10 protein-coding genes are annotated in these 12,603 nt (G+C 68.4%); 2 read left to right on the forward strand and 8 right to left on the reverse strand.

Annotated elements, in window-relative coordinates; all coding sequences use genetic code 11:
• Positions 1–11: 11 nt before the first annotated feature.
• From AB0B96_RS21070 to AB0B96_RS21100, 7 genes are all read right to left on the reverse strand, one after another.
• Positions 12–935 carry a PmoA family protein gene (locus tag AB0B96_RS21070; protein ID WP_362900952.1) on the reverse strand — a complete coding sequence of 308 codons (924 nt, stop codon included), beginning with the start codon at positions 933–935 and terminating at the stop codon, positions 12–14.
• Positions 932–2,071 (reverse strand): Gfo/Idh/MocA family oxidoreductase, encoded by a 1,140-nt coding sequence (locus AB0B96_RS21075; protein ID WP_362900954.1) that lies wholly within the window; start codon positions 2,069–2,071, stop codon positions 932–934. Before AB0B96_RS21075 ends, AB0B96_RS21070 begins: the two co-directional genes overlap by 4 nt.
• A gap of 70 nt (positions 2,072–2,141) precedes the next feature.
• The gene (locus AB0B96_RS21080) at positions 2,142–2,831 is read right to left on the reverse strand and encodes a hypothetical protein (RefSeq protein ID WP_362900956.1); all 690 of its coding nucleotides are present in this window, start codon (positions 2,829–2,831) and stop codon (positions 2,142–2,144) included.
• 85 nt (positions 2,832–2,916) lie between these two features.
• Positions 2,917–4,563 (reverse strand): extracellular solute-binding protein, encoded by a 1,647-nt coding sequence (locus tag AB0B96_RS21085; protein ID WP_362900958.1) that lies wholly within the window; start codon positions 4,561–4,563, stop codon positions 2,917–2,919.
• Between the two features lie 50 nt (positions 4,564–4,613).
• Positions 4,614–5,486, reverse strand: a complete 873-nt coding sequence (locus AB0B96_RS21090; protein WP_350946159.1) for a carbohydrate ABC transporter permease — start codon at positions 5,484–5,486, stop codon at positions 4,614–4,616.
• The gene (locus AB0B96_RS21095; protein WP_362900961.1) at positions 5,483–6,475 is read right to left on the reverse strand and encodes an ABC transporter permease subunit; all 993 of its coding nucleotides are present in this window, start codon (positions 6,473–6,475) and stop codon (positions 5,483–5,485) included. Before AB0B96_RS21095 ends, AB0B96_RS21090 begins: the two co-directional genes overlap by 4 nt.
• 482 nt (positions 6,476–6,957) lie before the next feature.
• Complete coding sequence (locus AB0B96_RS21100; protein WP_350946378.1) at positions 6,958–7,941, reverse strand: LacI family DNA-binding transcriptional regulator; 984 nt, start codon at positions 7,939–7,941, stop codon at positions 6,958–6,960.
• Positions 7,942–8,235: 294 nt separating this feature from the next.
• Between AB0B96_RS21100 and AB0B96_RS21105 the strand changes: the two genes are divergently transcribed.
• Positions 8,236–8,943, forward strand: a complete 708-nt coding sequence (locus tag AB0B96_RS21105) for a hypothetical protein (RefSeq protein ID WP_362900963.1) — start codon at positions 8,236–8,238, stop codon at positions 8,941–8,943.
• A 403-nt stretch (positions 8,944–9,346) separates the two neighbouring features.
• Positions 9,347–11,662 carry an RICIN domain-containing protein gene (locus AB0B96_RS21110; RefSeq protein ID WP_362900965.1) on the forward strand — a complete coding sequence of 772 codons (2,316 nt, stop codon included), beginning with the start codon at positions 9,347–9,349 and terminating at the stop codon, positions 11,660–11,662.
• A gap of 214 nt (positions 11,663–11,876) precedes the next feature.
• On the opposite strand, the gene AB0B96_RS21115 is transcribed toward AB0B96_RS21110, so the two are convergent.
• Positions 11,877–12,497, reverse strand: a complete 621-nt coding sequence (locus AB0B96_RS21115) for an L-threonylcarbamoyladenylate synthase (protein WP_350946163.1) — start codon at positions 12,495–12,497, stop codon at positions 11,877–11,879.
• Between the last annotated feature and the right edge of the window lie 106 nt (positions 12,498–12,603).

Below are 12,603 nucleotides of genomic sequence, written 5' to 3' on the forward strand. Positions count from 1 at the left end.
GGCGACGAAGATCACCATGGGTTGTCCTTGAGGTGGCCCTCGACGGTGTCCCGCCCCCACAGCCCGTCGGCGACGACGATCCGGTAACGGCGGGCCAGCGTGTCACCGTCCGGCAGGACGAGTTCCTCGTGGAAGGCGAGAGAGGGGGCGACCGCGGGGAAGGGCTGGTTGCGCACGAACCAGTGGGTGGGCGCGTCGGCGTTGTCCGGGTGCTGCTCGAAGATCAGGGTGGAGGCGGCGTCGACCTCGTCGTGCGGCGAGCCGTAGGCGAGCCAGCCCGCTCTGCGTCCCATGACCTCCTCGCCTTCGAGGTCTCCCTCGGCCAGGATGCCTCCCCAGGTCATGTCGCGGGGCCCTCGCCAGAACAGGCCGGTGTATCCGGCGTTGGGCCGGCCCGCCGTGGTGGGGCTGCCGATCCTGAGCTCCTGCCCGCGCACGTTGGTCAGCTCGGTGCCGAACTCCAGGATCCATGATCGGTTCGCGAGGTCGACGCCGTGGACGCGCACGGTGCGCAGCTCGGTGATCCACCGCTCACCGCGCGCGGTCAGCCAGGTGACCCGCTCGGTGAACGTCAGTTCCCGGCCGTCGCACTCCAGGGCGTCGAATCCCTCGTGGCGCAGGGTCCCGACGTTGTCGCGCTGGACGTAGCCGTGTCCGGGGCCGCCCTCGAAGGTGGGGCCGCCCCAGAAGTTCTGCCCGGACAGGTGGGAGAGGGTCATGGCCAGACCCTTGTGCCAGCGGTGATCGTGCGGCCGGTGCCCCGAGACGACCTGACCGCCCAGGGTACGCAGCGGATGGAAGTAGGGCGCCGGACACTCCGAGGGCGCGGCGCCGGAGCCGAAGGTGTAGCCGAGCAGTTCGACGCCGTGCCCGGTCAGGGTGAAGGCGGTGTCGTCCGGACGGGTCAATGCCAGAGCGGATTCGGTCGAGGTCACGATCGGTTTCCTCCTGTGGTGGCCGTCGGCGCCCAGCCGTCGACGTCGCCGTGCAGCCGGTGGTAGAAGGGGTCGCCGGGGGTCAGGTCGGTGCGCGCCACCGTTGTCCCGGTGAACGCCGAACGGTAGATCGCCGTCACGAGTTCGAGGGTGCGGCGCCCGTCGTGGCCGCTGGCCGGAGGCCGTTCTTCCCGGTCGTAGGCGTCGAGCAGCGCGGTCAGCTGCGCGGTGTGGGAGCTGCGCGTCTCAGAGCCGGGAGCCGACCAGCGCTCCTGGCGTGCCGCGCCGTCCGCGGCTTCGGCCAGGTGCGGCGCCGCGGTGTAGGTCCAGTCGTCGTTGCCGTAGCCGTACAGGTGCCTGAGCTCGACGGTCGCCTCGACGAGGTCGACGCGCACGTAGCTCTCCTCCCGCGGCGACAGCACACTGTTGACGATCGTCGCCAGGGCCCCGCTGTCGAAGCGCACACTCGCCACCGACACGTCCTCGGTCTGCACGTCGCGGTCCAGGCGCCCCGCCATGGCGGCGACCTGCGACCAGTCGCCGAGCAACGTCAGCAACAGGTCCATCTGGTGGATGCCGTGGCCCATGGTCGGGCCGCCGCCCTCGGTGTCCCAGCGCCCGCGCCAGGGCACCTCGAAGTAGGAGTGCGGCCGGTACCAGGTGGTGCTGCAGTGCGCGACGAGGGGACGGCCCAGCTCGCCGGAGGCGATCAGCCTCGCGGCGTGCAGGCCCGCCGCGCCGAACCGGTGCTGGAAGACGACGCTGGCGTAGGCGCCGCCGGCCTGCTCGGCCGCGGTGATCGTGTCGTACTCGGCCAGCGACAGGCACGGGGGTTTCTCCAGCCACACCCACGCCCCGGCGAGCAGGCACTGCTCGGCCTGCCGGGCGTGCAGCCCAGGCGGGGTGCACAGGTGCACCAGGTCGGGCCGGGCGACGTCCAGCATCTCGGCCAGGTCGGTGTGGACGCCGGGAATGGAGTTCTCGGCGCAGAAGGCCTTGACGCGTTCGGTGTCGACGTCGCAGGCCGCGACGATCCGCACCCGGTCGCCCTGGGCTTTCAGTGCGGGCAGGTGACAGACCGTCGCGATTCCGCCGGTGCCGACGATCGCGACCCGTACGGGTGTTCTCTTCGTCATCGAATGTGAGACTCCTTTGGGTTTGACGGCGGCCACCTGACGGTGGAGGCGACCTCTCGACGCTCGGCGCTCAGGCCGTGAATCTCTCCCTCACCTCGGCGATCATCGTGCGGCCGTTCAGCAGGAGCAGCGAGGCCAGCACCGAGGCGAGCAGCACCGCCGCCACCTCGGAGGCGATCAGCGTGACGGTCGCCGCCAGGACCAGCAGGCAGGCGTTGCCCAGCGACGCCCGGGGGGAACGGGTGAGAAAGTACGCGGCCAGGCGGGCGACGTCTCGTGCGCGGAACGCGAAAAGAGAGGTGATCACCAGCGCGTTCGCGATCCAGAGGGTCGCCGCCACGGCGATGACGACCGACGACACCGCCCACCATCCCCCGACGCCGGCGACGGCGAGGTTCGATCCGATGACGGCCATCCACAGCAGCCAGGGGACCCAGAGTTTCACGACCCCTCGGAGGTTGACCCGGTAGCCACGCCAGAACGCCGCCCCGGGACGGAGATCGGTGAGATCCAGGCGGCGGTGGTGCAGCGCGTACAGCGCGGCCGAGAGGGCGGGACCGGCCGGGATCAGGCAGAGCGCCGCCAGCGGGATGTTGCCGGCGTCGCGGCTGAGCAGCACCAGCCCGGCCAGGCCGGGCACGGCCGTGAGCAGGAAGAGCGACTCGACCACCGCGAGGGTGTAGACGAGCGCGCAGGCGCGCGCCAGGGGCCCTTCGCCGAACCGGATTCCGGCCATCCTGTCGGGCAGCGTGTCGCTCATCGAACATCTCCAGTGTGGAAACCCTCGTCCTGGTGGGCGGCCGGCGGTGCGGCGGGGGCCCTCCTCCTTCCGGCAGGGGTGGCTGTCAACCGTGCTGCTTCTTGTACCGCTCGTAGGCGCCGTTCACCATGTCGACGAAGGCGCGCATGTTGTTCGCCTCGAGTTCCTTGACGTAGGCGTCCCACTCGCTCAGATCGCGTTTGCCGAGGATGAACCGGAGCGTGTTCTGGGTGACGTGGTCCTTCAGCGGCGTCTGCCACAGCGTCACCTGCTCGCGCTCCTCGTCGGTGAGCGGGTGCGGGGGCGGCACCGGCAAGGTCTTCCTCGCGTTCATCTCCTTCTGGAACGCGATCTCCTCCTCGGAGAAGGTCGACTGCAGCAGCTCGGTGGACCCGCCGTAGGCGAAGACGCCGTTGGAGAAGCCGAAGTCCTTCTGCAGGTGCTTGGGCGCCTTGGGGTTGAGCCCGACGAAGTCGACGTCGGGGGTGAGCTTGTACTTCCCCGACGCGTCCTTGGTGTAGGTGACCCCCTCGACGCCCCACTTGGCGAACGCCTGCCCCTCGTCGGAGTACCACAGCCAGTCGATGAACTGCATCATGGCGACGAAGTTCTTGCTGTCGCGGGCCTTCTTGGAGATCATGACGCCGTTCTCCAGACGGGTGTTGCCCGCGCCGTACTTGATGGGTCCGAGCGGGCCGACGGGCACGGGGATCTTCACGAGCCTCGCCTTCGGGTTCGCCTTCTGCAGCGGCGGCCGATACTCGTTGACCAGGGTCTGCGCGTTCGAACTGATCACGAAGGACTTGCCGGAGACCAGCTTCTGGATCGCCTGGTCGTCGGACTGCGTGAAGCTCTCCGGGTCGAGCAGCTTCTCCTCCACCAGCGTGTGCAGATACTCCAGCATCTGCCGGTACTGATCCATCGCGCCGGTGAAGGCGAACTTCTGCAGGGCGGGGTCCCATTTCACCCCTTCCCCGTAGCCCCATCCGCCGGGAGCGCCGTAGGAGGTGCCGATGACGTTCAGCAGGCTGGCGCCGGGCGTGAGGGTCCCCCAGCGGTCGGACAGGGGGTAGGAGTCGGGATACTTCTCCTTCATCGCCTTCAGCACGGTGCGAAACTCCTCCCAGGTCCCCGGGATCTCCAGCCCGAGTTCCTCCAGGATGTCCGCGCGCATCGCCAGGGAGTACTCCACCCAGGGCTCCTGGTGAAGACCGGGCAGGAGATAGAAGCGGCCGTCCGACTGCCGCAGCGTGTCCAGGTCAGGCTGCAGGTTCCACTTGGCGACCTTCTCCTTGAAGTTCGGCATCAGGTCCAGGTAGTCACTCACCGGCAGAATGGCGCCGGAGGCGACGAAGGGGGTCTCCTGGCTGGGATACGTCTTGGGGATGATGAGCGGGGCGTCACCCGCGCCGATCACCAGGCTGCGCTTGTTCTCGTAGTCGCTGAGCGGCACCACACTCGGCTGGAACGTCACGTTGGTCCGCTTGCCGAGCTCCGACCAGAACAGCCAGTCGTTCTTGATCGGGTAGATCGGGTGGTTGTTGTACAGGACGGTGAACGAGAGCGGGGCGGTGGCCTTGAACCCGGTGCCGGCGCCGTAGCCGGGCATCGCGCCCTCCCGGTTCGCCGAGAGGTCGTCGGCCTGCTTCTTGGAGTCGTCACTGCCGCAGCCCACGAGTACGGCGAAGGCGCCCATCGCGACCATCGCCTGACGCCGGTTCATCTGGTACATGGAGCCCCTTTTTCTCGGATTCGGAAACGGGTTGAGTGCGGGCGGCGGGGCTACCCCTTGACCGCGCCGAGCGTGACACCGGTGACGAAGTAGCGCTGGACGAAGGGGTAGACCCCCAGGATGGGCAGGATGGTGAGCACCATCGTCACCGCCTTGATGTTGGCGGCCACCGTCATGTTCGTCGCGTCGGCGCCCACCGACGACGCGCCGGTGGCTCCGGCGATCAGGTTGCGCAGGAAGACGGTCACCGGGAAGAGGTCGGACTGGCTCATGTAGAGGAAGGCGGCGAACCACGAGTTCCAGAAGGCGACGGCGTAGAAGAGCACCATCGTGGCGATCACCGCCTTCGACAGCGGCAGCACGATGCGCAGCAGGATGCCGTAGGTGCTCATGCCGTCGATCGCGGCGGCCTCCTCCAGCTCGACCGGCAGCGCCTCGAAGAACGCCTTCATGATCAGAAGATTGAAGACGCTGATGGCGTTCGGCAGGACGATGGCCCAGATGCTGTCCTTCATCCCGAGACTGGTGATCAGGACGTAGTTGGGGATGATGCCGCCGGAGAAGAACATGGTGAAGACGGCGATCCCGATCAGGAACCTGCGCCCCTTGAGATGCTTCTTGGACAGGACGTAGGCGTAACAGGTGGTCATGAACATCGCGATCATCGTGGCCACGACCGTGTACACCACGGTGTTGCGGTAGTTCGTCCAGAACGTCGGATCAGAGATCAGGTACTCGTACGTCGTGAGGGTGAACCCGCGAGGGATGAGGTTGACCTGACCCGAGCGGATGGCGGCCTCGTCGCTCAGCGAACGGGCGACGACGTTGACGAAGGGATACAGGGTCACGATCACGACGGCGGCCAGGACGACGGCGTTGACCGCCTGGAACACCCGGTAGCCCCTGGAGGCGTCCACGGTCACCACAGGCTCGTCCCCACCGTGCGCCGGGAGATGAGATTCGCCGACAGGACCAGGATCAGCCCGATCAGGGCCTCGAACAGGCCGATCGCCGTGGCGTAGCTGAAGTTGTTGGAAACGACGCCCATGCGGTACAGGTACGTGGAGATCACGTCCGCCGTCGGGTACGTCAGCGGGTTGTAGAGCAGCAGGACCTTCTCGAACCCGACCGCCATGAACGCGCCGATGTTCAGGATCAGCAAGGTGACCGCGGTCGGCCGGATGCCGGGGAGGGTCACGTGCCAGGTCTGGCGCCACCGGCCCGCGCCGTCGATCCTCGCCGCCTCGTACAACTGGTCGTCGATGGTGGTGAGCGCGGCGAGATAGAGGATCGTCCCCCACCCGACGGTCTGCCACATCTCCGAGGAGACGTAGATCGTCCGAAACCACTCCGGCTGCTGCAGGAACGAGATGGGATCGTCGCCCGCCGCGCGCAGGATCTGGTTCACCGGCCCGTCGACCGAGAGCAGCTCTATGACGAGACCGGCCACGACCACGATCGACAGGAAGTGCGGCAGGTAGGAGATCGACTGGACGAACCGCTTGAGGCGCCGCTGCCGCACCTCGTTGATCAGCAGGGCGAGCACGATCGGCATCGGGAAGCAGAACAGCAGGGTCAGGGCGCCGAGCACCAGTGTGTTGGTGAACACCTGCCAGAACGTCGGATCGTTCAGGAACATCCGCACGTAGCGCAGGCCCGCCCACTCCTCGCCCAGCACGCTGCCACCGGGCTCGAACTTCCGGAAGGCGATCACGTTGCCGATCATCGGCAGATACCGGAATATCGCGAAGAACAGCAGTGGGAGGATCGCCAGCGAGTACAGCTGCCAGTCGTGACGCAACGCCTGCCGCCAGGTGCGGCCCGAAGTGCGCTTCCGGCGGACGGGGCCGGGACTCGACTCGCGCGGATCCTGATTGTCGGGCGAGGCGTCGATCGTCCTGGTCGCGCTCATTCGCGGGTCCCCGGCCTCATCCGGCGTCCTTGGCGGCTCGGCCCGGCCGGCAGGAGAGGTCTGCGCTCCCCGGGGCCCCTTTCACCGGGCGAACCCACTCGACGCGGAATCCAGGTCGTGGAGTTCCCTTTCTCGCATGCCATCCTTTCGGCCTGCGACGGCGTCACCTGACGCTGCCGGACAGAAGCATCGGAGATCCGGAGACTGAAACTTTCAAGATTTTTTATTAATATTGCGGAAATATAAGCGCCTTACAAAGGCACGTCAAGGCATCAGTCAGATGATCCTGTCACCTGTGAAGGTCGCGCACGCCTCAACCGCAGCTCAGACGTGAGCGATTTGACGGCACCTTCGCGTCCGAAATGTTTCAGCCCGATCGGCGAGCCGGTCTTTTCGCCGGTACACGCCCCGGTATCAAGGCGGTCGGAAAGATCGCGGCCCCCGCGCCGACCGCGGCCGGCCGAAGACGACCGGGCGGCACGTCAGCCCCGTGAGGGTCCGGTGCTCTCCCTCACGATGAGTTCGGGCTCCACCAGCCGCCGTACCTGGCTCGACCTGCCCGCCATCTGGTCGAGCAACACGTGGAAGGCGTGACTGCCGACCTCTTCGAAATCCTGCCGGACCGTCGTGAGCGGAGGCCAGAAATAGGCGGACTCCGGCACATCGTCAAAACCCACCACGCTGACGTCCTCGGGAACGCGCCGCCCGGCCTCGCGCAACGCGCGCAGCACCCCCAACGCCATCTGGTCGTTGCCCACGAAGACGGCCGTGACCTCGGGGTCCTGCGCCAGACGCCGGCCGAGCTGGTAACCGGAGCGCGAACTCCAGTCCCCGCGCGACACCTCGGGCACCCGATGCCCCCCGGCCTCCAGCACCTCGCGCCAGCCCTCGACCCGGCCGTTGGCGTCGATCCAGCTCGCCGGGCCCGCCAGATGCCACACCGTCTCATGGCCGAGGCTGAGCAGGTGCCTGGTCGCCCGCGCGGCTCCCGCCCGCTGATCCACCGTGACGACGGGAACGGAAAGGCCCGCCCCGGCGTCGACCGCGACCACCGGAATCTTCGACGACAGGTGACGCAAGCCGTCGGCCGCCGACTCGTGCGGCGCGACGATGATGACGCCGTCCACCGACTGGGACTGAAACTGGCGCAGGCTTTCCTCGATCGAGCGACGGGTGAGCATGCTCAGGCTCGCGATGCTCACGGAGTAGTCGTTGAGCCTGGCGGCGCGTTCGATGCTGTAGAGGGTCGAGGCCGGACCGTACAGGGTGGTGTCGATGCTGACCACGCCCAGCACCCCGGACCGTCCGGTGGCGAGCTGACGTGCGGCGGTGTTGGGCCGGTAGTCCAGCTCCCGCACCGCGGCCAGCACCCGCTCCCGGGTTTTCGCCTGCACCCGCTCGGGCGCGTTCAGGGTCCGCGACACGGTCATCGCCGACACCCCGGCGAGCGCGGCGACGTCTTCCAGCACCGCGGGCCTGGAACGTGGCAGGCCGTCATTCGATTTCGCCTTCAAAGCAGCTCAACCCCCATGCGGTAACGCTAACAGGACTTCGAGCCTCGCTCCGCTCCGGGCGATACCGTTCACGCGCCGTCGGCGGTGATGTTCTCCCCCGCTCACCGGCCTTTCGCCGTCTCGGCGGCGAAGGCGCTGGATGATACGGCCAAAAATGGACGGAGATCCTGGAAAACAGTAATCTCGGCGTCAGCTGTCCACCGGGTTCCCGGAGGAGAGCGAGCAGATCAGGGAAAGGAGTCGTCAGTGGCTCAGAAGGTGGCTCGAAAGACGGGCGGGCCGGCGGCGGCCCGATCCCAGACCGACACCCGCCGGTCGAAAGCGACCGGCTACGTCGCCGCCGTCCTCGCCACCACCCTGATAGCCGGATCCCTCGGAGCCCTGATCGGCTACAACAGCGGCCGCCCCGACGCCACCCAGAACGCCATCGCCGAGATGCGAGAGGCGGAGGCCAAGCGAGACGTCCAGCAGATCACCGAGCTGACCACCCTGGCGCGCACGACTGCCGACGACCTGAACAAGATCCTGGCCGGGCTCGCCGAGGCACTCCCGGTGGAAGGAACCTCCGACGCGCCACCGGCGGCGCGCGAGCGGGTCGAGGAATGGCAGCGGATCCTCCGCGAGACCGCGGAGAAGCACGCCCCCGCCCCCTCGGGAGCGACCGGGACCAACGTGGCGCGCGGCGGACTCCGCAGCGCGGTGACCGCTCTGGTCACCGCGGTCGACACCTACGCGGCCGGCCTGCGGCTCCCCGAGGGGTCCCGCAAGGACCTCCTCGACCTCGCCGCACGCCAGCGCTCCACCGCCGTCACGATGTGGTCCGTCGCGGCCACCCAGCTCGACCAGCTCAACGTCGACGCCGGCAACGGCCACCAGCACACCTACCTGACGAGCACGCCAGGAGACGGCGCCATCACCTCGGACGGCGTCCCGGAGGGCCACCACGACGACTGAGCGACCGAACTCCTTTGAGCCGTCCAGGACGGGACGGCTCAAAGGAGTCACGCCTCCGGCCGGGCCGCACTGAAACTTTCAGTACCGAGCCGACTCCGCCGCGAAGCGGGAAGACGACGTCGGCCCGCGGCTCCGGCCGCCGGGGAAGCGCAGGTGACGCGCAGGTGACGCGCACAGTGGCCACCGGCCGACGATGACCGCGAGAGCCATGCGGAACACCGGCCGCGCGTCAGGGACTCCGGGAATCTCGCACCTCTCTTGACGGCCGTGACGCCGATGCCAACACTTGGCACACATCCGCCTTCCCGCCTGTGAGGTTCCAGGCATCCGGCGGAAACATCAGCGCCATCAGCATCCGTCGCGCGTTCGTGGACCTATCGTCCGTAACGAGAGGTACCCCCCCGTGAACAGACCCGCCAGCCCTCCCCCGCGACGCGTGCGCCGCCGTACCGGCATCGCCTGCGCGGCAGCCGTCGCGCTGCTGCTCGCGTTGTGCCAGTCACTGGTGGCCGCCGGCCCGGCCGCCGCCGCGACGATCGACACCAGTGCCTGGTATCTCCTGGTGAACCGGCACAGCGGCAAAGCCATCGACGTCCTCGACCTCGCCACCAACGACGGCGCCCCCCTCGTCCAGTGGTCCCGCAACGACGGCGCCTGGCAGCAGTGGCAGTTCGTCGACTCCGGCGGCGGCTACTACCGGCTGCGCTCCCGCCACAGCGGCAAGGTCATCGACATCGCCTCCCGCTCCACCGCCGACGGCGCCAACGTCGTGCAGTGGAGCGACAACAACGGCACCAACCAGCAGTTCCGCGTCGTCGACAGCGACGCCAACCATATCCGCCTGATCAACCGCAACAGCGGCAAAGCCCTCGAAACCTGGGAATGGTCCACCGCCGACGGCGGCCGCGTCTCCCAGTACACCGACCTCAACGGCGCCAACCAGCAGTGGCAACTCGTGAAGATCGGCGGCACCGACCCGGTGCCCGGCGACGCCAAGCAGATGGAGAAGCTGAACCGCGGCCTGATCAGCGTGCGCTCCGGCAACGGCAACCTGGTCTCCTGGCGCCTGCTGGGCACCGAGTCCCGCGACACCACGTTCAACGTCTACCGGGGTGGCACCCGGATCGCCGGCGTCACCGACTCCACCAACTACCTGGACCAGGGTGCCGCGGCCGACGCCTCGTACACGGTGCGCGCCGTGGTGGGCGGCACCGAGCAGGCGGACTCGGAGACCTCGCTGCGCTTCGGCAACGGCTACCTGGACGTGCCGATCAGCCCGCCCAGCGGCAATCACACGGCCAGCGACGCGAGCACCGGCGACCTGGACGGCGACGGCAGGCTGGACCTGGTGCTCAAGTGGGAGCCCAACGACGCCAAGGACAACTCCCAGTCGGGGACCACCAGCCCGGTCTACATCGACGGGATCAAACTCGACGGCACCCGGCTGTGGCGGATCAACCTGGGCCGCAACATCCGCGCCGGCGCCCACTACACCCAGTTCCAGGTGTACGACTACGACGGCGACGGCCGGGCCGAGGTGGCGATGAAGACCGCCGACGGCACGGTCGACGGCCGCGGCACCACCATCGGCAACGCCGGCGCCAACCACGTCAACTCCTCCGGATACATCCTGGCCGGTCCCGAGTACCTGACGATGTTCAACGGCCAGACCGGCGCGGCGATGTCGACCGTCAACTACGAGCCGCCGCGCGGCACCGTCTCCTCCTGGGGCGACAACTACGGCAACCGGGTGGACCGGTTCCTGGCGGGCACCGCCTACCTGGACGGCCGGCGGCCGAGCCTGATCATGGCGCGCGGCTACTACACCCGATCGGTCGTCGTCGCCTGGGACTTCCGCAACGGCTCACTGACCCGCCGCTGGACGTTCGACTCCAACTCCTCGGGCAACGGCGGCTACGCCGGGCAGGGCAACCACAGCCTGTCCATCGCCGACGTGGACGCCGACGGCAGACAGGAGATCATCTACGGCTCGGCCACGATCGACGACAACGGCGTCGGCATGTACCGCACCGGCTTCGGGCACGGCGACGCGTTGCACGTGGGCGACCTGATCCCGAGCCGGTCGGGCCTGGAGGTGTTCACCATCCACGAGGCGGGTGACCAGCCCGCGGCCGACGTGCACGACGCCCGTACCGGGCAGGTCATCTGGCAGCGTCCGGGCAACGGCGGCGTGGAGGGACCCGGCCGCGGCGTGGCCGCCGACATCTACGCGGGCAGCCCGGGAGCGGAGTTCTGGGGCGCGGGAACCAACATGGGCAACCTGTACAACTCCTCCGGGGCCTCGGTCGGCCGCACCCCCTCCTCGGCCAATTTCCTCGCCTGGTGGGACGGCGACCCGGTCCGCGAGCTGGTGGACGCCACCCGCATCGACAAGTACGGCACCGGCGGGGACACCCGGCTGCTGACCGCCTCCGGGGTGCACTCCAACAACGGCACCAAGTCCACCCCGTCCCTCTCGGGCGACCTGCTCGGCGACTGGCGCGAGGAGGTCATCTGGCCCACCTCGAACAACACCGCGCTGCGGATCTACAGCACGCCGATCACGACCACCACCAAGATCCACACCCTGCTGCACGACCCGCAGTACCGGGTCGCCCTGGCCTGGCAGAACACCGCCTACAACCAGCCACCGCACCCGGGCTTCTTCATCGGCGACGGCATGCCCACCCCGCCGCAGCCGAACATCTACCTGCCCTGATCCTTCGCCCTTTCGGACCCCGACTCCGTGGCCCGGCCCCGGCACCGCCTGACACCGCGGACCGGGCCACGGACCGATGGGCGGGTGCCCGCGTCCGCGGCCACCCGCCCATCGCCGCTCCACTCGAGATCACCGGCCATTGACGTGGCAGTGGACCGCTGTCCTGCAACGCCACTCGCCACCCCACAGATCGACCGCGCCACGCACGGCATCCCTACTCGAAGAGGGACGGGTCTCCGGTGCCCCGGCGGAGGATCTCGGGCTCGTCCTGCGAGAGATCGACGACCGTTGTCGGGACGGCGCCGCACTCGCCGGAGTCGATGACGGCGTCCACCGCGTGGTCGAGCCTCTCCTTGATGTCCCAGCCCAGTGTCAGGGGCTCGGTCTCGTCGGGCAGCAGCAGCGTGCTCGACACCAGCGGTTCGCCGAGCTCGGCCAGCAGCGCCTGCACGACGACGTGATCGGGGATCCGGACGCCGACCGTCTTCTTCTTGGGGTGCAGCAGCCGCCGCGGCACCTCCTTGGTGGCGGGCAGGATGAACGTGTAACCACCGGGGGTCGCCGCCTTGACCGAGCGGAACAGCGCGTTGCTCACATGCACGAACTGACCGAACTGCGCGAAGTCCCTGCAGACCAGGGTGAAGTGATGGTCACTTCCGAGGTCGCGGATCTCTCTGATCCGGTCGATGCCCTCCTTGTTGCCCAGCCGGCAACCCAGCGCGTAGCCCGAGTCCGTCGGGTACGCGATCAGCCCGTCGGCACGCAGAAGATCGACCACCTGCCCGATGAGCCGGGGCTGGGGACTGCTCGGATGCACATCAAAGTATTTCGCCACCCCCTGAGCTTAGAAGCAGGAAACCGCCCCGTACGACACACGGGCCCCCGAACATGACACGCGTGCCTCCGGGAACGGCCCGAGGCCGGTCGCCCGCCGAGGCGGT

It is taken from the genome of Streptosporangium sp. NPDC049046, assembly GCF_040649155.1.
Classification (GTDB): Bacteria; Actinomycetota; Actinomycetes; order Streptosporangiales; family Streptosporangiaceae; genus Streptosporangium.